The organism is Microbacterium sp. SORGH_AS_1204 (assembly GCF_030818935.1).
Lineage (GTDB): Bacteria > Actinomycetota > Actinomycetes > Actinomycetales > Microbacteriaceae > Microbacterium.
The window spans coordinates 2,512,227-2,533,463 of the sequence record NZ_JAUTBD010000001.1; the positions used below are offsets into that span (position 1 = coordinate 2,512,227).

The following is a 21,237-nucleotide window of genomic DNA, read 5'->3' on the forward strand; positions in this document are numbered from 1 at the left end:
GCCCCGCTCGATCACAGACAATTCGTAGCATCCGACACCAGACTCGACACCGTCGCCCTCAGGAAGGAACACCCCGCATGGCCAAGCAGTCCATCTTCGGTCGCATCCAGACCCTCGTCCGCGCGAACGTCAACGCGCTCCTCGACCAGGCCGAGGACCCGCAGAAGATGCTCGACCAGCTCGTCCGCGACTACTCCAACTCGATCGCCGACGCCGAATCCGCCATCGCCGAGACCATCGGCAACCTGCGTCTGCTCGAGCGCGACCACCAGGAAGACGTGCAGGCTGCCGCCGAGTGGGGCAACAAGGCCCTCGCCGCCAGCCGAAAAGGCGACGAACTGCGCGCCGGGGGCAACGTCGCCGAGGCCGACAAGTTCGACAACCTGGCCAAGATCGCCCTGCAGCGTCAGATCACGGCCGAGGGTGAGGCGAAGGCCTCCGCTCCCACCATCGCGGCACAGACCGAGGTCGTCGACAAGCTCAAAGACGGCCTGAACGGCATGAAGACCAAGCTCGAGCAGCTCAAGGCCAAGCGCAATGAGCTGACCGCACGCGCCAAGGTCGCCGAGGCGCAGAACAAGGTGCACGACGCGGTGAAGTCGATCGACGTTCTCGACCCGACCAGCGAGCTCGGCCGCTTCGAAGACAAGATCCGGCGCGAAGAGGCGATCGCCGCCGGCAAGCAGGAGCTCGCGGCCTCGAGCATCGATGCGCAGTTCAACGCCCTCGAAGACGTCGGCGAGCTCACCGAGGTCGAAGCGCGTCTGGCCGCCCTCAAGGTCGGCGGCCCCCAGCGCGCGGCCATCGACGCCCCCAGCCCCGACCAGGTCTGACCCCTCGTGAGTGCACCGCCCGATCGGTCGGGCGGTGCACTCACGTCTTCCGGCGAGGAGCATCCATGACCCGTTTCATCGTCGCCCCGCAGTGGCAGGGCTCGTCATCCTCTCGCGCCATGCAGCTGATCGACGGCGCCGAGGCCATCGCGGGTGATCTGCCGCGCGCTTCCACCACGGTTCTCGAGGCTCCGACCGAGGCCGGCGATGCCCAGGGCACCGCCGTGCACCGCCTCAGCGCCCTGGTGCGCATGAGAGAGCGCATCGAAGAGGCCGTGCGGGGCGCCGGAGAAACCACCGTCGTGGTCGGCGGCGATTGCGGCGTCGCACTCGGCTCGGTGTCCGCGGTGGCCGGAGACGATCTGGCCGTGGTGTGGATCGACGCGCACGCCGACCTCAACACCCCCGCGTCCTCTCCCAGCGGCGCCTTCCACGGCATGGTGCTGCGCGCCATCACGGGCGAAGGCGAAGCGCTCCACCGCCTCGATCCCGGCATCCCACCCACCCGCGTCGTGCTCGCGGGCGCACGAGCACTCGACCCGGAAGAGAAACGCTTCATCGATGAACACGGCGTGCGTGTCATCACCCCGGGGGACCTCGCGGATGCCGAGGTGCTCGCCGACGCCGTCGCCGCCACCGGAGCTGCGCGCGTGTACGTGCACGTCGACCTCGACGTGCTCGATCCCGCCGAGATGTCGGGGGTCGCCCTGCCCGAGCCCTTCGGCGCACGCACCGCCGAGGTGGTGGCATCCATTCGACGTCTGCGCGAACGCTTCCCCCTGGCCGGGGCGACGCTGACGGAGTTCTCCCCCTCGTCGCCGGCCGCGGCCGTCGACGATCTCGGCACGATCCTGCGACTCATCGGAGCCCTCGCATGAGCCCGATCCCGCGCCCGCCGGCCGGCTGGAGGGAACGCGCCGACCGCGCCGTCGCCCGAGGGAGGAGGCTCGACCGCTTCATCCCGGCGATGCTGCTCGACTCCCCCGTCAGCCGTGTCGGTTACTGGTACGGGTGCGCCCTGGGGTGGACCTGGGGTTCGCTGTGGAGCACCGGTCGGATCGAGAAGCGGCAGGGCCTCTGGGTCTTCCGGGGGCTCCCCACCTGGGCCTTCCCCCGCGGAGGGGTGTGCGTCGGCGGCTGCTTCCTGACCGGCGACGAGCGCCCCACCGACACGGTCCTCGGTCACGAGGCCGTCCACCGGCGTCAGTGGCGCCGCTACGGGTTCCTGATGCCGGTACTGTACGCCCTCGCGGGCCGAGACCCGTTGCGCAACCGCTTCGAGATCGAGGCCGGCCTGGCCGAGGGCAACTACGTTCCGCGCGGAGGGTGAGCCGCGGGGCCACCCGTAGCGGCGGGGCGACGGGCGACGGCAGGCGCGCGAGGCCGCGTCACCGCGCGGTGGCGGCAGCGCCGTCGCGTCAGCGCGCGGTCGCGTCAACGTCCCGTCGCGTCACCGCGGGCGCGTCAACGTCCCGTCGCGACACCGCGGTCGCGTCACCGTCCCGTGGCGTCACCGCCATCGCGTCAGCGTCCCGTCGCGTCAGCGTGCCGTCGCGTCAGCGCGCGGTCGCGAGTCCGAAGCGTTCGGGCGTGTGGATCGCCTGCGCGTCGACACCGTGGCGGGTGGTGAGGTCGTCGACGATCTCGGCCGTGCCGAGGTAGCCGCCGAGCAGGACGACGCGGGTCGCGTCGTCGTCGGCGCACAGCATCTCTCCGGCCCAGCCCGAGACGGCACGGGCGAGGGCCTGACCGGCGGCGCATCCGCGACCGGTACCGGGCGCTCCCGCGCGGCGCGAGCGATCCAGCCACGTGAGGGTCATTCGCGCCGGGGCCGCGACGGGCGCGATCCAAGACTCGTCGGGCACCTCGATGAAGACGCGCCCCGTCGAGCAGATCGGCAGCGTCGCCAGGAGAGTCTCGAGCTCGACGAGGGAGGTCTCATCGGCGGTCACGAGGTGCTGCACGCGCGTGTGTCGCGAGGCGCGGCAGGCAGCGTCGTTGTGCTCGGAAGAGGGGGCCATGATGGCATCCACTATACCCCCGGCATAGGGTTGCCTAACCTGAGTTCACGCCCTGTATCTCGACGTCGAGGACACGAGGCAGCACGACCCGCGCCGAAGCCGGCCCTCCACGGCGCCGCCCGGATCGACCGCGATCGCCTGCGTCGCGTGGTGGACGACGCAGGCGGGCCCCGACGAGCGCGTCGTCAGCCGACGAGCACCGCCCGTAGGCGCTCGAGTTCGCCGTCACGCAGGCCGTGCGCCCGCAGATAGCCGGCCGCAGAGCCGTACTCGCGGTCGAGACGCTCCAGCAGAGCTCGTATGACCGGGGCGGGCGACCGCGTCGCCAGGGCCTCGGCGTGCACGGCCTCCGGATGCAGCGACCGGATGGCCCGCAGCACGGCGGCGTTGCGTTCGGGCGAGAGCAATCCCTCGGTGCGGGCGTAATCGGCGACGACCGCCTCACGGTCGACACCCGCCGCATCGAGCGCGATCGCGACCGTCACCCCGGTGCGATCCTTGCCGACGGTGCAGTGCACGAGGACGGGCTGTGCGGACAGGATGCCGCGCACCACCGACACCACCCGGTCGGCCGAATCGTCGACGATGGCGGCGTACAGCGCATCGAGGCTGACATCGCGCGCGAAGAACGACGCGACGGAGCCGAGGAAGAGCGGCTCGTGCTGCACCTCGATCGACAGGTCGCCGAGCCGACTCGGCGCGTGCGCCACCTCGCTGTCGTCGCGGAGGTCGATCACCCGCCGGATGCCGAGCTCGCGAATCGTCCGCAGGCCGGCGTCGTCGACGGCGACGAGGTTGCCGGAGCGGAACAGCACACCCTGCCGCGTGCGCGCACCACCCGCGGGCAACCCGCCGACGTCGCGGAAGTTGGTCGCGCCCGAGACCAACGACGCGGTCACGCCCGCTGCTCGCCGTGATCGTGCGGGCCCCGGGGCTCGGTGATCGCCGGGGGCGTGGCATCCGGGGCGATCTGTGCCGTCGTGCCCGTGCGCGGCGGCACGGGGTAGCGGCCGGCGATGGCCACCCGGTTGAAGGCGTTGATCGCCACGAGCACCCAGCTGAGCGCGACGTACTCCTGTTCGCTCAGGATGCCGCCCGCCTGATCGTAGACGTCGTCGGGGATGCCGTCCTCGTGGATGAACGTGAACGACTCGGTGAGTTCGAGCGCTGCGCGTTCCCGCTCGTCGAAGACGCCCGACTCGCGCCAGGTCGCGATCTGCGCGATGACGTCGGCGTCGAGACCGGCCTTGACCGCGGCGTCGACGTGGACGCGGACGCAGTAGGCGCAGCCGTTCAGCTGCGACGCGTGGATCTGGACGATCTCGCGCAGGCGGGCGTCGATGCCTGCGTCGGCGGCCAGACGGCCCACTGTCGTCGAGAACGACCGCAACGCCGCGTACGCCTCGGGGGCCTTCTTCGACAGGTGTACGCGCTTCTCCTCGCCCATGGGGAAAGCCTATGGCCGCGTCGCCCACGGGGCGCGGGAAGCTGGCGCGGTGTCGGCCCGGCCAGGCCGGCCGGCGTCGAGACGCGATGCGGAGATCGCGGGTCGGTCGCGTCGTGGCTCTCGCGCGAGAACCGGCCCCTTCGCGGAGAGTCCCGCGTCGTGTCCGCGCGGTCTCGGGCCGCCGCGCGCGACCCGCGGCACGGCGCCGACGGCGGGCGACGCGCGGTGACAGGCTGGGGGCATGCCCGCGCTCGACGAGTTCTCCTTCCTGCCCGCCCAGGCCGCCGCCCTCGGACGACCCGTGCCGCTCGTGGAGCGCGTGCGGCTGTCGCTCCCCGACGGCCGGACGCTGAGCGGCCTGCGATGGGGCGACGCGCCCCCGCGCGTGACGCTGCTGCACGGCGCGGGGCTCAACGCCCACACGTGGGACACCACGCTCCTGCACCTCGGCGAACCGTCCCTCGCCCTCGACCTCGCCGGACACGGCGACTCATCGTGGCGCGACGACGCCGCGTACGTCGCGCGCGTTCTCAGCCCCGACGTCGTCACCGCCCTCGAGACGTGGACCGACGGTCCGCAGACCCTGGTGGGCCATTCGCTCGGCGGGCTCACGGCGGCCGCCGTGGCGGCATCCCGTCCGGATCTCGTCGCGCGGCTCGTCGTCGTCGACATCACGCCCGGGGTCGATCCCAGCGCCGGCCCCGCCGAGATCCGTGCCTTCTTCGCCGGTCCCACCGACTGGGCGTCGCGGGACGAGCTCGTCGATCGCGCCCTGGCATTCGGCCTCGGCGGCTCCCGCGAGGCGGCGACCCGCGGCGTCTTCCTCAACTCCCGCGTGCGCGCCGACGGACGCGTGGAGTGGAAGCACCACTTCGCCCATCTCGCCGCGGCCGCGGCGAACGCCGGCAGCGACTCCTCGACCCCCGATGCCGTGCGCGCGGTGCTCGCGAGCACGGGGTGGGATGACGTCGCGGGGGTCACCTGCCCCGTCACCCTCATCCGCGGCGAGCGCGGGTTCGTCACGCCGGCGGATGCCGAGGAGTTCACCCGGCGCCTGCCCACCGCCGAGGTGCGGACACTCGACACGGGGCACAACGCCCAGGAGGAAGATCCGGCCGCGCTCGCCGCCCTCGTCCGCGGAGCCCTGCCGGCCGGCGGATCCGCCGCCACGTCCTGAGCCGACAGCTCCTCCCCCGCGTCACACATCGACGCGCACCGTCACAGACGGCTCGGAGGGAATACGGGTGAAAGTAGGCTGTTCCCACCCCTGCACGGCATCCACAGCACACCCGGATGCCGTCGGCCTGCGAAAGGACAACCCCGCAATGCTGCGCCGCACAGCCCTCGCCACGAGTGCGCTCCTGATCGGAACCCTGCTGCTCACCTCGTGCACCGGCTCGAACACCGCCCCGAACCCGACGGGCGAGGCAGACCCCGATGCCACCCTCACCGTGCGCCTGTCGCTCGAGCCGTCCAACCTCGACATCCGCCGCACCGCCGGCGCCGCCCTCGAGCAGGCGCTGGTCGACAACGTCTACCAGGGCCTGGTCACCCGCGACGCCGACGACGACAACGCCATCGTGCCCGCACTGGCCACCGAGTGGAACGTCTCGCCCGACGGCCTCACCTACACGTTCACTCTGCGTGAGGGTGTCACCTTCCACGACGGCAGCGAGCTGACCGCCGATGATGTCGTCTCGTCGCTGCAGACCGCCAAAGACGATGCCACCATCGCCGACAGCTCCGACCTGGCGGGCGTGACCTCGATCGCCTCCCCCGACGCCTCGACGATCGTGCTGACCCTCGCGCAGCCGAACATCGACTTCCTGTTCACCCTGACCGGGCGCGCCGGGCTCATCTTCCGCAGCGGCGACACCACCGACCTGCAGACCGCCGCCAACGGCACCGGCCCGTTCCGCGTCGACACGTGGAACACCGGCCAGAGCCTCACGCTCGCCCGCTACGACGGGTACTGGGGCGAGAAGGCCGGTGTCGCCGAGGTCGTGCTCGACTACATCCCCGACAACAGCGCCGCCGTCAACGCGGCCGTCAACGGCGATGTCGACGTCGCCCTCGAGATCGACCCCGAGCTGCAGAGCCAGATCGAGGGCGTCGGCACCTTCACCATCGAGTCGGGCCTCACGACCGACAAGGGCACCCTGGCGTTCAACAACCAGCGGGCACCCCTCAACGACCAGCGCGTGCGCGAGGCCCTTCGCCTGGCCATCGACCACGACGCGTTGATCGAGACGCTGGGCTACGGCGAGACCCTGTACGGTCCGATCCCGCCGCTCGACCCGGGCTACGAAGACCTCGCCGGAACGGTGGCCTTCGACCCCGACCGCTCGCGCGAGCTCCTCGCCGAGGCGGGCGTGCAGAACCTCGATCTGACCCTCACCATCCCCAACGTCTACCCCGGCACGATCGCGACCTTCCTGGTCTCGTCGTTCGCCGACATCGGCGTGACGCTGCAGGTCGAGCAGGTCGACTTCACCGCCTGGTTGCAAGACGTGTACACGAACAAGGACTACGACCTCAGCTTCGTGCGCCACGTCGAGGCGCGCGACTTCAGCAACTGGGCGAACCCGTCGTACTACTTCGGCTACGACAACCCCGAGGTGCAGAGCCTGTACACCCAGGCGCTCGCCACCACCGACGAGCAGCAGTCCTCCGACCTGCTCGCCGAGGCCGCCCGCATCGTGAGCGACCAGGATGCCGCCGACTGGCTGTTCCTGTCGACCCCGCTGACGGCGGTCGGCACGAACGTCGCGAACTTCCCGAAGAACTCCCTCAACGTGCGCCTGCCGCTGGCGGGTGTGACGGTCGCGGCGGAGTGATCCGCTACACGCTGACACGGCTGGGCCTGCTCGTTCTGGGCCTGGCCGTGGCCAGTGTGCTGATCTTCCTCTCGCTCCGGGTCCTCCCGGGCGACGTGGCACAGCTCATCGCCGGTGCCGAGGCCACGCCACAGCAGGTCGCCGCCGTGCGCGCGAGCCTGGGCCTCGACGCGCCCCTGTGGACGCAGTACGCCGACTGGATCGGCGGTCTGCTGCGCGGTGACCTGGGAACCTCGCTCGTCACCGGAACGTCGGTGGTCGGCGAACTGGCCGACAAGGCACGGGTCACGGTGCCGCTGGCGGCCATGTCGCTCACGGTCGCGCTCGTCATCGGCATCCCCTTCGGAGTGCTGTCGGCGCTCGGCCGTCGGCGCGCCGCCGGCACCGCCGTCAGTGTCGTCGCGCAGGCTCTCGCGGCGGTCCCGGTGGTGTGGGCGGGTCTGATGCTCATCGTCGTGTTCTCGGTGTGGCTGGGATGGCTTCCCCCTCAGGGCTTCCCCCGCGCCGGCTGGAACGATCCCGGTGCGGCGGTGCGCGCGCTGGTCTTGCCCGCGCTCACCATCGGCGTGGTCGAGGGGGCCATGCTGCTGCGCTTCGTGCGCAGCGCGACGCTGCAGGCGCTGGGTCAGGACTACGTGCGGACGGCCGCCGCGAAGGGCCTCACGCGCACGAGGGCCCTGCTCAGTCACGGCCTGCCCAGCGTGGGCCTGTCGGTCATCACGGTGCTGGGCCTGCAGATCGCGGGGGTCATCGTGGGCGCCGTCATCATCGAGCAGCTGTTCACCCTCCCGGGCATCGGCCGGATGCTGGTCGGTGACGTGGCATCCCGCGACCTGCCGAAGGTGCAGGGAGAGCTGCTCGCGCTGACCGGTTTCGTGCTCGTGGTGGGGTTCGTCGTCGATCTCGTGCACCGACTCGTCGACCCTCGACAGCGGGAGGCGGCATGACCACCCTGAAACGTCTGTGGGGCCTGGGAACCGGGCGGTTCGGCATCCTGATCGTCGCTCTCGTTGCGATCACCGCCGTCGTCTCGCTGTTCTGGACCCCCTTCGACCCGGCGGCCGTCGACGCCCGCGCGCGCTGGAGCGATCCGTCTTGGCCGCACGTGCTCGGCACCGACAACAGCGGCCGTGACATCGCCAGTCTGCTGATGGCAGGGGCCCGAACGACCGTCGTCGTCGCCATCGGGGCCGGGGTCGTCGCCTCGGTGCTCGGCATCGCTCTGGCCGCGCTCGGATCGCTCACGGCCCGGTGGCTTCGCGAGAGCGTCGCCGTGCTGGTCGACATCCTCATCGCGTTCCCGGTGCTCATCATCGCGATGATGATCACGGCGGTGTGGGGCGGTTCGCTGGCCGTGGTGATCTGGGCGGTCGGCATCGGCTTCGGTGTCAACGTCGCCCGCGTCACCCGGCCCGAGCTGCGCCGCGTCCTGCACAGCGACTACGTCCTCGCCGGCCGGGCGAGCGGCCTCACCACCTGGCAGAACCTGACCCGCCACCTCCTCCCGAACGTCGCGCCGGTGTTCATCGTGCAGCTGTCATGGGGCATGGCCGTCGCGGTGCTCGCCGAGGCGGGTCTGTCGTATCTGGGCTTCGGTGCGCCGGTGACCCAGCCCTCGTGGGGCGTGCTGCTGAGCGACCTGCAGGCTTACATCGCCGTTCACCCGCTCACCGTGGTGTGGCCGGGCCTGGCCATCACCCTGACGGTGCTGGGGCTGAATCTGCTCGGTGACGCCCTGCGCGAGGCCGGCGATCCCACGCTGGCGGAGCGGGCGCCCTCCGCCCGCACGCACGTTCCGGGGGTGGTCGCGTGAGCCTCGAGGTGACCGACCTGCGCATCGAGATCGGTGGACGACCCGTCGTCGACGGCATCTCGTTCGACGTGCCCGACGGGGCCCGCGTGGGCCTCATCGGCGAGTCGGGCTCGGGCAAGTCGCTCACCGCGCTGGCGGTCCTCGGCCTCCTACCCGACGGCGCGAGAGCCACCGGCAGCGTCCGCTGGAACGGCCGCGAGATCCTGGGGCTGTCCGACCGGGAGCTGGCGGCGCTGCGCGGCGACGACATCGGCATGGTCTTCCAGGAGCCGCGCACCGCCCTCAACCCCATCCGCACCGTGGGTCGGCAGATCGGCGAGTCGGTGCGCATCCACGAGCGCGTCTCGCGCCGGGAGGCCCTTGGGCGAGCCGTCGTCGAGGCCGAGCGCGTGGCACTGCCCGATCCCGAGCGCATCGTCTCGCGCTACCCGCACCAGCTCTCGGGCGGACAACGTCAGCGCGTCGCCATCGCCATGGCCCTGGCGTGCCGGCCGCGCCTGCTCATCGCCGACGAACCGACCACCGCGCTCGACGTGACCATCCAGGCCGGTGTTCTCGAGCTGCTTCGCACCCTGGTTCAGGATGCCGGCATGTCGCTGGTCTTCATCACGCACGACCTCGCGGTGCTGGCGCAGGTCGCGACCCACGCGGTCGTGCTCGAGCACGGTCGCGTGGTCGAGCAGGGCGAAGTGGCCGCGCTGCTGCGCGCGCCGTCGTCGCCGGTCACGCGCGCCCTCCTGCGCGATGCGACGGCCACCCTGTGGCATCCCGAACGCTCGGCGGATGCCGTGACTGCGGGCGCGGGCGGGGACTCGGCGGGCCGGAGCCGAGAAGACCGCCCTTCTTCCCCGACGGCACCGGATGAGGAGCAGACGCTGTGACCGAGACGCTCATCCGTGCGCGCGGGCTCACCCGCGACTACCCCGCTCCGCGTGCGCGGGGGTTCGGACGCGCCGAGCGCACGTCCGGCCTGGCCGACGTCGACCTGTCGGTGCTGGCGGGCTCCGCGGTCGGCATCATCGGCGAGTCGGGGTCGGGCAAGTCGACGCTCGTCCGTCTGCTGCTGGGTCTCGACGTCGCCACCGCGGGCACGGTCGACGTCGACGGACGCGCGGTGGACGCGCGCGGGTCGGCTCGCTCGCTGCACTGGCTCCGCCGCGCGACGGGCATCGTGTTCCAAGACCCGTACGCCTCGCTCGACCCGCGGATGAACATCGGACGGATCGTGGGCGAGCCGCTGTGGGCGCTCGACATCTCGGGGGATCGGCGCGCGCGTGTGCGCGAGGTGCTGGAGCAGGTCGGGCTCACGGCCGACATGGCCGAGCGCTTCCCGCACGAGTTCTCGGGCGGACAGCGTCAGCGCATCGCGCTGGCCCGGGCCATCGTGCACCGCCCGCGCATCCTCGTCGGCGACGAGCCGCTGTCGGCGCTCGACGTGACCGTTCGGGCGCAGATCCTGCGGCTGCTGGCCCGCCTGCGCGCCGAGGAAGAGCTGACCCTCGTGCTCGTCTCGCACGACATCGGTGTGGTGCAGAACGTCTGCGATCAGGTCGTCGTGATGAAAGACGGTCGCATCGTCGAGCAGGGCCCCACCGAGAAGGTGCTCCTCCAGCCGCAGGCCGCCTTCACGCGGCGCCTGCTGGCATCCATCCCGACGCTGCCGGGCTGACCGGCGGCTCCTCCCCGGGCGGCCCGGGTGGGAATCCGCCCCCCAGAGCGAGGGCAAGGGATGCCGGGATGTCGGAGGTGCGCGCTAGCCTCGGGCGCATGATCGCCGGCATCGTTCCCCCGTTCCTGCTCGACCGTCTCGCCCAGACCGACGACCCCCGCCTCGCGCGCGCGGCCGCCGCCGCCCGCAAGACGCTGGCCATGCCGCGGCCGCCGCGGCCGTCGCGCACACGGCTGCGACTGTCGATCGACGGCGACGCCCTGGTCGCCGAGGCGGTGCCCGCCCCCGATCGCATCATCTCCGACGCCGGCAACACCGAGAACCTGCCGGGGCGGCGCGTGCGCAGCGAAGACGACGCGCCCACCGGCGACGCCGCCGTCGACGAGGCGTACGACGGCCTCGGGGCGACGTACGACTTCTTCTGGGACGCCTTCGCACGCGACGGCATCGACGCCGCGGGCGGCTCCCTGCTGGCGACGGTCCACTTCGGCGACGACTACGACAACGCGTTCTGGAACGGCGAGCGCATGGTGTTCGGCGACGGAGACGGCGAGGTCTTCGTCGGTTTCACACGCTCGCTCAGCGTCATCGCGCACGAACTCGGCCACGGCGTGACCGAGGCCGCCGGCGGCCTCGAGTACCAGGGGCAGTCCGGCGCGCTCAACGAGTCGCTCTCCGACGTCTTCGGGGCGCTCGTCGAACAGCACCACCTCGGGCAGACGGCCGATGAGGCGACCTGGCTCATCGGCGAGGGCATCTTCGCCCCCGAGGTGCAGGGCGACGCGTTGCGGTCGATGAAAGCACCCGGCACGGCCTACGACGACGACGTGCTCGGCAAAGACCCCCAGCCGGGCCACATGCGCGACTACGTCGAGACCGACGACGACAACGGTGGCGTCCACATCAACTCGGGCATCCCCAACCGCGCGTTCTACCTCGTCGCCACCGCCCTCGGCGGCCACGCGTGGGAACGCGCGGGGCTCGTCTGGTATCGCACGCTCACCGCCGGCACCCTCTCCCCCACCGCCGACTTCACGGCGTTCGCCGCCGCTACCCTCACGGCTGCCGCGGCGGAGTACGGTGAGGAGTCGGAGGAGGTCGCCGCCGTCCGCGCCGCATGGGCCGGAGTCGGCGTCGTGGAGGATGCCGCAGCCTGACGCCGAGAGCACGGAGCGTCTCACCATCATCGTGGTCCGTTCGGGCGGCATCGCCGGCTTGTCGAAGCAGTGGCGGGCGGAGGCCGACGCCGACCGGGCCCCGCGCTGGCGGGAGCTCGTCGAAAGCTGTCCCTGGGAGGCCGCGTCTACGCCGCCCAGCGGGGCCGACCGCTATCAGTGGCGCATCGAGGTGCACCACGGCGGCATCCCCGTTCACCAGGCGCGCCTCGGCGACGGCCAGGTGCAGGGACCGTGGCGCACCCTCGTCGACGAGGTTCGCGAGGCAGCTCCCCCCGCGCGCGCCCGGCGCTGACGGGCGGGAGTCGCTCGCGCACGGGTGACGGCTGCGAATCCGCACTTCGGCCCTGGAGTCTCGGCGGCTTCCTCCCCGACTGTCGCTGCGTGCAACAGGCTCGGTGCGCGGCTCAGCCGAAGAGCTTCCGCCGCTTCTTCTTCGACGGGATGCTCTTCTGCAGGTAGACCACGCCCAGCCAGCGGCCGAACTTGAACCCGACACGCCCCATGCGGCCGACCTCGGTGAAGCCGAGCTTCTCGTGCAGGGCGATCGACGCGTCGGCGCCCTTGTCGCTGATGGCGGCGACCATCTCGCGGATCCCCAATTCCTGGCACGCCTCGATGAGGGCCTCGAGCAGCGCGCGCCCGAGGCCTTTGCCCGCTGCGGCCTGGCCGAGGTAGATGGAGTTCTCGACGGTGTAGCGGTACGCCGACTTCGACTGCCACGGCTGCACGAGGGCGTATCCCAGGATCTGTCCGCTCGGGGACTGCGCCACCAGGAACGGCAGCTTGAGCTTCTCGAGCGTGGCGAATTTGTCACGCCATTTGGCGAGCGTCCACGCCTTCTCGTCGAACGTCACGACGGAGTTGCGGACGTAATAGTTGTAGATCTCCCGGATGTCGGGGATGTCCGCCGCCGTCGCCGGGCGGATCTCGTACGAGAACGGCCGCTCCGGCTCGGGCGCGCGGCGCAGATGCGCGGGCAGCCGCCGACGACTCTTCTCGTACTCCTCTTCCAGCACCCCGCCAGCCTACGGGCGTCGCGGTTTCCGGCGTGTGTCGGTCCGCCTCGACACGAAACCGCGTCCCGAGGGATCAGGCCGGCAGCCGCCAGTCCACGGCATTCGCACCCTGCTGCTCGAGAAGAGCGTTGACGCGCGAGAACGGCTTCGACCCGAAGAATCCGCGGCTCGCGGACAGCGGCGACGGGTGCGGAGACGAGACGACAGCCGTCTGCCCCAGCAACGGAGCGAGGTTCATGGCATCGCGGCCCCACAGCACCGCCACCAGCGGCGCATCTCGGGCGACGAGGCACCGGATCGCGTGCTCGGTGACGCGTTCCCATCCCCAGCCGCGGTGGGATGCCGGTGCGCCCGGGGCGACCGTGAGAACCCTGTTGAGCAGCATGACACCCTGAGCAGCCCACGCCGACAGGTCTCCGTGCGCCACGGGCGTGATTGCGAGATCGTCGGAGAGCTCCCGATAGATGTTCGCGAGGCTGCGCGGCACGGGCCGCACGTGCGGATCGACCGCGAACGACAGTCCGATCGGGTGACCGGGGGTCGGATACGGATCCTGGCCGACGATCAGTACGCGCACGGCGTCGAGCGGGGTGCGAAAGGCACGCAGCACCAGCTCCCCGGCGGGCAGGTACGGTTTCCCCTCCTGCCGCAGACGCTCACCGATCGCGGCGATGTCGTCGGCGACGGGCGCCAGCGGCGTCACCCACGTGGGGTGGATGAGCCCGGCCTCCGCGAGCTCGGCGAGAGACCTGGCCGTCACGCCGCGTCTTCCTCGGCCACCGATCCTCGGTGCGACCACGGGAACTCGATCCAGAGCGTGGTGTTCTTCCACGAGTAGTCGGGCGTCACGACGGTGGTCGGCTTCGTGTAGATCACCGCGGAACGCGCCTCGGCGCCGTGCCGGTCGAGCAGCTTGACGGCCAGGTCGAGGGTGCAGACCGCTGTCGGCGACGTCGTCGACGAGCAGCACACGGCGCCCCTCGAGGTACGACAGGTCCAGTGCGGGCGGCAGCACCTCCGGCGCGTCGAGCACCGTGCCCACACCGGTGTAGAACTCCACGTTCAGCGCCCCGCAGTTCTTCACGCCGAGACCGTAGGCGATCGCGCCGCCCGGCAGCAGCCCGCCGCGGGCGATGGCGACGACCACCTCGGGGTGGAACCCGTCGGCGACGATCGCGCGCGAGATGTCGCGCGTGGCGACTCCGAAATCGTCCCAGCTCAACCGCTCGCGCTCGTCCGTCACACCGGATCCTCTCGTCGACTGCTCTCACCCTAGGCGCTCCGGCGGGTGCCGCTGCGCCCGGGCACGACCGGGGCGTCGCGCCGCCGCGTCGCCGATCGCTTCGAGTCGGACACCCGTGGCGGGCGACCGACGTCAGCGCGTCGTCAAGGGCCCCCGCGCCAGCAGATGCTGCGCCGACTGCGCTACCGGGCGCATCGTCACCAGGTCGAGGTTGACGTGCCCGGGGGCGTCGAGAGCGTAGACGATGACGTCGGCCACGTCATCGGCCACCAACGGCGCTTCGACGCCCTCGTAGAGCTTGTCGGCGGCATCCTTGTCACCGCCCAGTCGATTGAGCGTGAACTCCTCCGTGCGCACCATGCCCGGTGCGATCTCGATCACGCGCAGCGGCTCACCGTTCAGCTCCTGTCGCAGCGCGTGCACGAGCATCGCCTCGCCCGCCTTCGCCGCGTTGTAGCCGCCACCACCGGGGTAGGCCGTCTGCGCGGCCGTCGAGGTGACGAACAGCAGGTCGGCGTGACCCGCGCCGTCGGCCGCTCGTCGCAGGCCCGGGAGAAGGGATGCCACCAGCCGCTGACCCGACAGGACGTTGACCTCGAACATCCAGCGCCAGTCTTCGGGGTCGCCGGCCTCGACGCGGTCGCTGCCGCGCGCACCACCCGCCACGTGGACGAGCGCATCGATGCCGCCGGTCTGGTCGAGCCAGCCGGCGAGGGCGGCGACGGCGTCGCCGTCGGTCAGGTCGGCGGCATAGGCCACCACGCCCGTCTCGGCCTCGAGCGCGGCGAGACGGTCGGCGCGCCGGGCGACGCCCACCACGTCCCACCCGCGGGCGCGCAGCGCACGCGCCGTCGCCTCTCCGATACCCGAACTGGCCCCGGTCACCACTGCGCGTCGCGTCATGGCATCCACGGTACTGCGCGCCCCCGACATCGGTCGGGCCGCGTGCGCACCACGCACGTGGAGCTCCCGCGAGGTTACGGCCCGTGTCCGGGGCGCTTGTCGGTGCCGGAGGGGGTGTCTACGCTCGCAGCAGGCCACGGCGACCGCCCGGCCACACGACCTGAGGAGCAGCCATGTCGGCACCCGAGAACTGGCGTTTCGAGACCAAGCAGATCCACACGGGCGCCCAGCCCGACCCGGTGACCAAGGCTCGTGCCACCCCGATCTACCAGACCACCTCGTACGTGTTCGACAACGCCACGCACGCCGCGAACCTGTTCGCGCTCGCGGAGTTCGGCAACATCTACACGCGTATCCAGAACCCCACGCAGGACGTCGTCGAGCAGCGCGTCGCGGGCCTCGAGGGCGGCACCGGTGCCCTCCTCGTCGCCAGTGGACAGGCCGCCGAGACCTTCGCGGTGCTCAACATCGCCCAGGCGGGCGACCACATCGTCTCGTCGAGCTCGATCTACGGCGGCACGTACAACCTGTTCAAGTACACGCTCGCCAAGCTGGGCATCGAGACGACCTTCGTCGAGAACCAGGACGACCCCGAGGAATGGCGTGCGGCGGTCCGCCCGAACACGAAGCTCTTCTTCGCCGAGACGATCGGCAACCCGAAGATCAACGTCCTCGACATCCGCTCGGTCGCCGACGTCGCGCACGAGGCCGGTGTGCCGCTCATCGTCGACAATACGATCGCCACGCCTTACCTCATCCGGCCCTTCGAGCACGGCGCCGACATCATCGTGCACTCGGCGACGAAGTTCCTCGGCGGTCACGGAACCACGATCGGCGGCGTCATCGTCGACGGCGGTCGCTTCCCGTGGTCCGAGCACTCCGACCGCTTCCCCGGCCTCACCACGCCCGACCCCTCGTACCACGGCGCCGTGTACACCCAGGCGGTCGGCGACGGCCTCGCCTACATCATCAAGGCGCGTGTGCAGCTGCTGCGCGACCTCGGCGCATCGATCGCCCCGCAGAGCGCGTGGCAGCTCATCCAGGGCATCGAGACCCTGTCGCTGCGCGTCGAGCGGCACGTGCAGAACGCCCAGGAGATCGCGGAGTGGCTGGAGTCGCACCCCGACGTCGCCAGCGTGAACTACTCGGGCCTGCCCACCTCGCCCTGGTACGCCGCCGCCAACAACTACGCCCCCAAGGGTGTCGGCGCGGTGCTGTCGTTCGAGCTCAAGGGCGGCGTCGAAGCCGGTCGCGAGTTCGTGAACGCGCTGAGCCTGTTCAGCCACCTCGCCAACATCGGCGACGTGCGCTCCCTCGTGATCCACCCGGCCTCTACGACGCACTCGCAGCTCACGCCCGAGCAGCAGCTGACCGCCGGCGTGACGCCGGGCCTCGTGCGCCTGTCGGTGGGCCTCGAGAACATCGACGACCTCAAGGCCGACCTCGACCAGGCCCTCGCCGCCGCGCGCCGCCTGTCCGAGGCCTCGCGCGTCTGAGTCTGTTCGAGAACGCCCCGGTCCGCACGCGGATCGGGGCGCTCCCCTTCGCCGGGAGCGACCCGACCGCCGGGGCGGGAGGCGATTCGGGCACGGGAGAACGAACATAGGCTGCGGCATCCTCCACTCCCCGAATCCCCTCCGCTCGAGGGCGTGGCCCGGCCGCTAGACCTTCTGACGCGGCCGGAGGCTGCCCAACCCGCCGTCGACGCCGATCACCTGCCCGGTCATCCAGACGTTCTCGGGCGCGAGCAAGAACTCCACCGCCCGCGCCACATCGTCGGGCTCACCGAGCGCGCCCGAGCGGGTGCATCGCCTCGGACACCTTCCGCGACATGTCGGTCGCCGTCAGCTTCTCGGTCAGCCGCGTCTGCACCAGACCCGGGGCGACCGCGTTCACGCGCAGACCGTGCGCGGCATAGCTCGCCGCGGCCGACAGCGTCAGCCCGATCACACCGGCTTTCGCCGCGGCGATGGCGTCGTGGTTCGACAGTCCCGCCAGCGCCGCCGCTGACGACACCAACACCACCGAGCCGCCTCCGCGCATGTGCGCCCCCGCAGCCCGCACCGCGGCGAACGCGGTGGTCAGCGACGCCGCGATGAGCCCGTCGTACTGCGCGCGCGAGGTCAGGTGCGCGGGCTTGAGCAGCATCGAGCCCGCGAACACCGCGATCCCGTCGAGCTCCCCCGCTTCGCCGACGACGCGGTCCACGGCATCGAAGTCGGTGGCATCCAGGGTGAAGTCCGGCTCGATGACCGAGGAGTCCCGCGCCGTGGTGACGACGCGGTGCCCCGCGTCGCGCAGTCGAGTCGCCGTCGCCCCGCCGATGTCACTCGAGGCCGCGATGAGGAGGAAGTTCGCCATGCCGCGATTCTGATCACCCCGCCCGCGCCCAGGCGGGGGCTGGACAACGGCGTAACAGTGCGGACCGCCCCTGTCGCACCCGGAAGAATGGATGCCATGGACTGGCAGATCTCCGAAGACACGGTGCCCTCGGCCCCGGTGACGGAGGCCGACGCCCGGTCCCTCCTCGGCCGCCCACCGGCGACCGGCGCCTGGCGTGACGGCGACCCCGCGGGTGAGCGCCGCTTCGCCTCCTTCGGGTCGTTCGCGACCGAGAACGGCGAGTCCCTTCCGCACGTGCGTCTCGCCTACGAGACGTGGGGGGAGCTCTCCCCCGCCCGTGACAATGCGGTGCTCATCCTTCACGCCCTCACCGGCGACAGCCACGTGCGCGGCGCCGCGGGTCCCGGGCATCCGACGGCAGGATGGTGGAGCGACCTCGTCGGCCCGGGGGCCGCCATCGACACCGACCGCTGGTACGTCGTCGCCCCCAACATGCTCGGCGGATGCCAGGGATCGACGGGACCGGCGAGCATCGCCCCCGACGGATACGAGTGGGCGTCGCGCTTCCCGTACCTCACGATCCGCGACCAGGTCGCGGCGCAAGCGCTTCTGGCCGACGCGCTCGGCGTCGCGCAGTGGTACGCCGTCGTCGGGGGCTCGATGGGCGGTATGCACGCTCTGGAATGGGCCGTGGGCCTGCCCGACCGCGTCGCCCGCGCGGCGATCCTCTCGGCCCCGCCCATCACGACCGCCGACCAGATCGCACTGAACTCGGTGCAGCTCGATACCGTGCGCGTCGACCCGCGCTTCGCGGGAGGCGAGTATTACGACGCCGGTGACGGCGACGGCCCCCACCGCGGTCTCGCCCTCGCGCGCCGCATGGCGTTGCTCAACTACCGAAGCCCTACCGAGCTGAACCAGCGCTTCCAGCGGTCGTGGCAGTCGGGCGTGAGCCCCCTGGGCCGCGGGGGACGCTTCGCCGTCGAGAGCTACCTCGACTTCCACGGCAACAAGTTCACCCGTCGTTTCGACGCCAACAGCTACCTCACCCTCGTCGAGGCGATGAACTCGCATGATGTCGGCCGCGATCGAGACGGCGTCGACGACGCACTCGCCCGCGTCACGGCCACCACGCTCGTGCTCGGCATCGACAGCGACCGGCTCTTCCCCATCGATGGACAGCACCGCATCGCCCGTGGCATCCCGCACACGCTCGACGGCGACGAAGCCGTCGTCCTGGCCAGCGACTTCGGTCACGACGGCTTCCTCATCGAGACCGCCGCGGTCGCCGCGCACCTGCGCCGGTTGTTCGCGGCCTGAGGCTCCGGATGCCGCGGGCTCCGGCATCCATCGCCCCCTGCCCCCTGTGCCGGCGGGCGCTCTCCTCGTCGGGGCTCGGCGGCACGGCTCGACGGCGCGACGGACAGCGGCCCCCGATCGGACGGGTCAGCCCTGGGTGGGGATCGATCCGGTGATGGCGGTCTGCGCGGCCTCGGCCGCCGGCATCCGGTGCGCGGGGTGCCGGCCGGTGCGGTCCTCGCGACGATACGAGACGACGGCCACGACGAGTCCGCCGAGGGCCAGCACCGCGCCGACCCAGGCGGGTGCCTCGAGTCCGAGGCCCAGCGCGATCCCGATGCCGCCGAGGAACGCACCGAGACTGTTGCCGATGTTCAGGGCCGAGTGGTTCAGCGCCGCGGCAATCGACTGGTTGTCTTCGGCGACGTCCATCAGACGGGTCTGGATCGCCGGGCTCAGCGCCGCCCCGCAGAAGGCGACCAGGAACGCGAACAGCACGAGGCTCACGATCCACCCCGCCGTGACGGCGGCACCGACGGATGCCGCGGCGAGGGCGATCAGCCCCACGTAGAGCCAGAAGCGCAGGTCTTTGTCGGCGAGGGTGCCACCCACGACATTGCCGACCGTCATGCCGACGCCCATGAGCACGAGCACGAGCGAGACGGCCCACTCCGGCTGACCGGCCACGTCGGTGACCATGGGCGCGATGTAGCTGTACATCGCGAACAAGCCCCCGAAACCGATCGCGCCGATCCCGAGTGCGAACCACACCTGACCGATGCGAAACACGCGCAGCTCATCGGCCAGGCGTCGACCGGGCGAGCCGGGATGCTTCGGCACGAACAGGGCGATGCAGATCGTCGCGAGCACGAAGATGCCGGTGACGACGGCGAACGCCGCGCGCCAGCCCACCTGCTGGCCCAGTAGCGTCCCGAGCGGTACGCCGACGACGTTGGCGATCGTCAGTCCCGTGAGCACGAACGCGACGCCCTTCGCGCGGTTGCCGGGTCCGAGGGCGTCGGCCGCGACGAGTGCGCCGATGCCGAAATAGGCGCCGTGCGGGAGCCCGGCGAGGAAGCGGGATGCCGCGACGAGCTCGAAGGTGGGCGCGATGACCGTCAGCAGGGTGAAGAACGCCAACGCGGCGGCCAGCACGATCATCACGCGGTGTCGCGGAAAGCGCGCCACGGAGCCTGCGATCGTGGGCGCGCCGACGACGACGCCGAGGGCGTACAGCGAGATGAGCCAGCCGGCCTGGGCGATGGCGTCATCGGGCGAGGCGGCCCAGACGCCCGGAACGAGTTCACGAGCGATGTTGGGCAGCAGGCCCATCACCACGAACTCGGTCATGCCGATGCCGAAGCTGCCGATGGCGAGAGAAAGGAGCGCCCGCATCGCCGCACCTCTCGAGGTCGTCGAAGAGGTCACGCACCGATCGTAGCGGGATCGGCACCAGAGGCCGAATCGTTTCGACGCCTCTCGACCCGGTGACATCGGCGTGGTCCGAGTGTCGCGGTTCCTCCCCACCCGGCAACGTCGATGAGTTCTCCCCGACCCGCGACATCGGCGGATTTCACCCGCTCCGAACGTGGCACTCTCTGACTCCTCGCCACACAATGAAGGGATGCCGGAGATGACGGAACCACAGGTATGGGTGCTGATCGGAACGTTCGCCGCCGCCGTCCTGGGTGGGATGACGTTCAGCACGAACCTGATCATGGGCTCGCTCTCCAAAGTCATCACGGCGAACACCGACCGCCTGGAGTCTCGGATCGACGCGCTGCGCTCCGAGACGATGTCGGAGTTCCAAGCGACGCGGTATCGAATCGACAGCGTCGAGAGCGGGCTGAACGCCAAGATCGACCGCGTCGAAGCCGGACTCACCGCCAAGATCGAGACCGTCGAAGCCCGCCTCACTTCCCAGATCGAGACCGTCGAGAGTCGGCTGCGCGGCGACATGGCCCGCATCGATGCAGACGTCACGGCCATCGCGAAGCGCGTCTGGACAGAGCCACCCGCCACGTGACGATGCGGCGCCGAGACGGTGCAGCAGTTGCCGGAGTGGTCGTCTCGGCCGGTCCGGAAACCCAGGGAGGCGAAGCGCGTGACGCCGAGGCCTGATGGGGCTCAGTCGGCCCGGCGCTCGAGGGCCTCTTCGAGTCGCTCGACCTTGCCGTCGATCTCGCCCGTGCGTCCCGGGCGGATGTCGGCCTTCAGCACCAGTGACACGCGCGATCCGTAGGGCAGGACGGCATCCGTCGCCGCCTTGACGACGGCGAACACCTCGTCCCACTCCCCCTCGACCTCGGTGAACATCGAGGTTGTGCGGTGAGGCAGGCCCGAGGCCCGCACGACGGCGACCGCCGCGGCGACCGCGTCATGGACCGATCCGTCGGGATTCTCTGCCGAGGCGGAACCGATGCCGGAAGGAGCGACCGAGAAAGCGATGAGCATGCCACGAGACTACGTGTCGCGCGTCGCCGCGCCGAGTGCAGTGGGTATCGGCGTCTCCCCGGCGCGTGGCAGCACGATCCCGCGCGCCACGATCTCCTGGGGCCGTGGCGGCGCGGCGAACGCCCGGCCAACCGCGCGCCACGATCTCCTGAGGCCGTGGCGGCGCGGCGACCGCCCCGCC

The 21,237-nt window shown here is 71.2% G+C and carries 24 protein-coding genes and 1 pseudogene; 14 read left to right on the forward strand and 11 right to left on the reverse strand.

Translation table 11 applies throughout. The annotated features are described in order from the left end of the window. Positions 1-77 precede the first annotated feature (77 nt). The 3 genes from QE410_RS11590 to QE410_RS11600 all read left to right on the forward strand — a co-directional run bounded on the left by QE410_RS11590 (position 78) and on the right by QE410_RS11600 (position 2,163). Positions 78-833, forward strand: a complete 756-nt coding sequence (locus QE410_RS11590) for a PspA/IM30 family protein (RefSeq protein WP_058232168.1) — start codon at positions 78-80, stop codon at positions 831-833. Between the two features lie 65 nt (positions 834-898). Continuing rightward, a complete protein-coding gene (locus QE410_RS11595; protein WP_307332007.1) occupies positions 899-1,711 on the forward strand; it encodes an arginase family protein in 813 nt (270 codons plus the stop codon). After that, positions 1,708-2,163, forward strand: a complete 456-nt coding sequence (locus tag QE410_RS11600; RefSeq protein WP_307332010.1) for a Fe-S oxidoreductase — start codon at positions 1,708-1,710, stop codon at positions 2,161-2,163. The genes QE410_RS11595 and QE410_RS11600 overlap by 4 nt, the downstream gene beginning before the upstream one ends. Positions 2,164-2,389: 226 nt before the next feature. Here the strand turns inward: QE410_RS11600 and QE410_RS11605 are convergent, their stop codons facing one another. The 3 genes from QE410_RS11605 to QE410_RS11615 all read right to left on the reverse strand — a co-directional run bounded on the left by QE410_RS11605 (position 2,390) and on the right by QE410_RS11615 (position 4,301). Then, a complete protein-coding gene (locus tag QE410_RS11605; protein WP_307332015.1) occupies positions 2,390-2,854 on the reverse strand; it encodes an SIP domain-containing protein in 465 nt (154 codons plus the stop codon). A 185-nt stretch (positions 2,855-3,039) separates the two neighbouring features. Then, positions 3,040-3,753 (reverse strand): tyrosine-protein phosphatase, encoded by a 714-nt coding sequence (locus QE410_RS11610; RefSeq protein ID WP_307332018.1) that lies wholly within the window; start codon positions 3,751-3,753, stop codon positions 3,040-3,042. Then, positions 3,750-4,301: a carboxymuconolactone decarboxylase family protein gene (locus QE410_RS11615; protein ID WP_307332021.1), complete on the reverse strand. Its 552-nt coding sequence runs from the start codon at positions 4,299-4,301 to the stop codon at positions 3,750-3,752. The genes QE410_RS11610 and QE410_RS11615 overlap by 4 nt, the downstream gene beginning before the upstream one ends. Before the next feature lie 241 nt (positions 4,302-4,542). On the opposite strand from QE410_RS11615, the gene QE410_RS11620 reads away from it, so the two are divergent. The 8 genes from QE410_RS11620 (at position 4,543) to QE410_RS11655 (ending at position 12,090) form a co-directional block, all read left to right on the forward strand. After that, the gene (locus QE410_RS11620) at positions 4,543-5,478 is read left to right on the forward strand and encodes an alpha/beta fold hydrolase (protein ID WP_307332024.1); all 936 of its coding nucleotides are present in this window, start codon (positions 4,543-4,545) and stop codon (positions 5,476-5,478) included. Positions 5,479-5,626: 148 nt separating this feature from the next. Then, positions 5,627-7,138, forward strand: a complete 1,512-nt coding sequence (locus QE410_RS11625) for an ABC transporter substrate-binding protein (protein ID WP_307332029.1) — start codon at positions 5,627-5,629, stop codon at positions 7,136-7,138. Then, a complete protein-coding gene (locus QE410_RS11630; protein WP_307332032.1) occupies positions 7,135-8,085 on the forward strand; it encodes an ABC transporter permease in 951 nt (316 codons plus the stop codon). Before QE410_RS11625 ends, QE410_RS11630 begins: the two co-directional genes overlap by 4 nt. Then, positions 8,082-8,951, forward strand: coding sequence for an ABC transporter permease (locus tag QE410_RS11635; RefSeq protein WP_307332036.1), 870 nt, complete (start codon positions 8,082-8,084; stop codon positions 8,949-8,951). The genes QE410_RS11630 and QE410_RS11635 overlap by 4 nt, the downstream gene beginning before the upstream one ends. After that, the gene (locus QE410_RS11640) at positions 8,948-9,832 is read left to right on the forward strand and encodes an ABC transporter ATP-binding protein (RefSeq protein WP_307332039.1); all 885 of its coding nucleotides are present in this window, start codon (positions 8,948-8,950) and stop codon (positions 9,830-9,832) included. Before QE410_RS11635 ends, QE410_RS11640 begins: the two co-directional genes overlap by 4 nt. After that, complete coding sequence (locus QE410_RS11645; RefSeq protein WP_307332042.1) at positions 9,829-10,620, forward strand: ABC transporter ATP-binding protein; 792 nt, start codon at positions 9,829-9,831, stop codon at positions 10,618-10,620. The genes QE410_RS11640 and QE410_RS11645 overlap by 4 nt, the downstream gene beginning before the upstream one ends. A 98-nt stretch (positions 10,621-10,718) precedes the next feature. Further along, a complete protein-coding gene (locus QE410_RS11650) occupies positions 10,719-11,777 on the forward strand; it encodes a M4 family metallopeptidase (RefSeq protein WP_307332045.1) in 1,059 nt (352 codons plus the stop codon). After that, positions 11,764-12,090: a protealysin inhibitor emfourin gene (locus tag QE410_RS11655; protein ID WP_307332048.1), complete on the forward strand. Its 327-nt coding sequence runs from the start codon at positions 11,764-11,766 to the stop codon at positions 12,088-12,090. Before QE410_RS11650 ends, QE410_RS11655 begins: the two co-directional genes overlap by 14 nt. Positions 12,091-12,202: 112 nt before the next feature. On the opposite strand, the gene QE410_RS11660 is transcribed toward QE410_RS11655, so the two are convergent. From QE410_RS11660 to QE410_RS11675, 4 genes and pseudogenes are all read right to left on the reverse strand, one after another. Continuing rightward, positions 12,203-12,814, reverse strand: coding sequence for a GNAT family N-acetyltransferase (locus tag QE410_RS11660; protein ID WP_307332052.1), 612 nt, complete (start codon positions 12,812-12,814; stop codon positions 12,203-12,205). Between the two features lie 73 nt (positions 12,815-12,887). After that, complete coding sequence (locus tag QE410_RS11665; protein WP_307332054.1) at positions 12,888-13,574, reverse strand: uracil-DNA glycosylase; 687 nt, start codon at positions 13,572-13,574, stop codon at positions 12,888-12,890. Continuing rightward, positions 13,571-14,057: pseudogene (locus QE410_RS11670) on the reverse strand (phosphoribosyltransferase). Before QE410_RS11670 ends, QE410_RS11665 begins: the two are co-directional and overlap by 4 nt. A gap of 132 nt (positions 14,058-14,189) precedes the next feature. Then, positions 14,190-14,960 (reverse strand): SDR family oxidoreductase, encoded by a 771-nt coding sequence (locus tag QE410_RS11675; protein WP_307332057.1) that lies wholly within the window; start codon positions 14,958-14,960, stop codon positions 14,190-14,192. 173 nt (positions 14,961-15,133) lie between these two features. Here QE410_RS11675 and QE410_RS11680 point away from each other — a divergent pair, with 173 nt between their 5' ends. After that, positions 15,134-16,456, forward strand: coding sequence for a bifunctional o-acetylhomoserine/o-acetylserine sulfhydrylase (locus QE410_RS11680; RefSeq protein ID WP_307332060.1), 1,323 nt, complete (start codon positions 15,134-15,136; stop codon positions 16,454-16,456). Between the two features lie 165 nt (positions 16,457-16,621). Here the strand turns inward: QE410_RS11680 and QE410_RS17120 are convergent, their stop codons facing one another. Continuing rightward, entirely contained in the window at positions 16,622-16,720 is a 99-nt protein-coding gene (locus QE410_RS17120; RefSeq protein ID WP_373459344.1) for a hypothetical protein, read from the reverse strand. Between the two features lie 22 nt (positions 16,721-16,742). Further along, positions 16,743-17,321: an SDR family NAD(P)-dependent oxidoreductase gene (locus tag QE410_RS11685; protein WP_307332063.1), complete on the reverse strand. Its 579-nt coding sequence runs from the start codon at positions 17,319-17,321 to the stop codon at positions 16,743-16,745. A gap of 96 nt (positions 17,322-17,417) precedes the next feature. Here QE410_RS11685 and QE410_RS11690 point away from each other — a divergent pair, with 96 nt between their 5' ends. Then, entirely contained in the window at positions 17,418-18,623 is a 1,206-nt protein-coding gene (locus tag QE410_RS11690; RefSeq protein WP_307332066.1) for a homoserine O-acetyltransferase, read from the forward strand. 126 nt (positions 18,624-18,749) lie between these two features. Here QE410_RS11690 and QE410_RS11695 read toward each other — a convergent pair whose 3' ends face one another. Next, on the reverse strand, positions 18,750-19,997 hold the full coding sequence (locus QE410_RS11695) for an MFS transporter (RefSeq protein WP_373459374.1): 1,248 nt from the start codon (positions 19,995-19,997) through the stop codon (positions 18,750-18,752). 238 nt (positions 19,998-20,235) lie between these two features. On the opposite strand from QE410_RS11695, the gene QE410_RS11700 reads away from it, so the two are divergent. Next, a complete protein-coding gene (locus QE410_RS11700; protein ID WP_307332073.1) occupies positions 20,236-20,628 on the forward strand; it encodes a hypothetical protein in 393 nt (130 codons plus the stop codon). 101 nt (positions 20,629-20,729) lie between these two features. Here the strand turns inward: QE410_RS11700 and QE410_RS11705 are convergent, their stop codons facing one another. Next, entirely contained in the window at positions 20,730-21,056 is a 327-nt protein-coding gene (locus tag QE410_RS11705) for a thiamine-binding protein (RefSeq protein ID WP_307332076.1), read from the reverse strand. Positions 21,057-21,237: the final 181 nt, after the last annotated feature.

Excerpts from the sequence above, each read along its gene's own strand:
- QE410_RS11695 (WP_373459374.1), bottom strand. The coding sequence starts at position 19,997 with ATGCGGGCGCTCCTTTCTCTCGCCATCGGCAGCTTCGGCATCGGCATG.
- QE410_RS11700 (WP_307332073.1), top strand. The coding sequence starts at position 20,236 with ATGACGGAACCACAGGTATGGGTGCTGATCGGAACGTTCGCCGCCGCC.
- QE410_RS11590 (WP_058232168.1), top strand. The coding sequence starts at position 78 with ATGGCCAAGCAGTCCATCTTCGGTCGCATCCAGACCCTCGTCCGCGCG.
- QE410_RS11620 (WP_307332024.1), top strand. The coding sequence starts at position 4,543 with ATGCCCGCGCTCGACGAGTTCTCCTTCCTGCCCGCCCAGGCCGCCGCC.
- QE410_RS11655 (WP_307332048.1), top strand. The coding sequence starts at position 11,764 with ATGCCGCAGCCTGACGCCGAGAGCACGGAGCGTCTCACCATCATCGTG.
- QE410_RS11650 (WP_307332045.1), top strand. The coding sequence starts at position 10,719 with ATGATCGCCGGCATCGTTCCCCCGTTCCTGCTCGACCGTCTCGCCCAG.
- QE410_RS11615 (WP_307332021.1), bottom strand. The coding sequence starts at position 4,301 with ATGGGCGAGGAGAAGCGCGTACACCTGTCGAAGAAGGCCCCCGAGGCG.
- QE410_RS11600 (WP_307332010.1), top strand. The coding sequence starts at position 1,708 with ATGAGCCCGATCCCGCGCCCGCCGGCCGGCTGGAGGGAACGCGCCGAC.
- QE410_RS11685 (WP_307332063.1), bottom strand. The coding sequence starts at position 17,321 with ATGGCGAACTTCCTCCTCATCGCGGCCTCGAGTGACATCGGCGGGGCG.
- QE410_RS11625 (WP_307332029.1), top strand. The coding sequence starts at position 5,627 with ATGCTGCGCCGCACAGCCCTCGCCACGAGTGCGCTCCTGATCGGAACC.
- QE410_RS11675 (WP_307332057.1), bottom strand. The coding sequence starts at position 14,960 with ATGACGCGACGCGCAGTGGTGACCGGGGCCAGTTCGGGTATCGGAGAG.
- QE410_RS11690 (WP_307332066.1), top strand. The coding sequence starts at position 17,418 with ATGGACTGGCAGATCTCCGAAGACACGGTGCCCTCGGCCCCGGTGACG.
- QE410_RS11705 (WP_307332076.1), bottom strand. The coding sequence starts at position 21,056 with ATGCTCATCGCTTTCTCGGTCGCTCCTTCCGGCATCGGTTCCGCCTCG.
- QE410_RS11680 (WP_307332060.1), top strand. The coding sequence starts at position 15,134 with ATGTCGGCACCCGAGAACTGGCGTTTCGAGACCAAGCAGATCCACACG.
- QE410_RS11635 (WP_307332036.1), top strand. The coding sequence starts at position 8,082 with ATGACCACCCTGAAACGTCTGTGGGGCCTGGGAACCGGGCGGTTCGGC.
- QE410_RS11605 (WP_307332015.1), bottom strand. The coding sequence starts at position 2,854 with ATGGCCCCCTCTTCCGAGCACAACGACGCTGCCTGCCGCGCCTCGCGA.
- QE410_RS11595 (WP_307332007.1), top strand. The coding sequence starts at position 899 with ATGACCCGTTTCATCGTCGCCCCGCAGTGGCAGGGCTCGTCATCCTCT.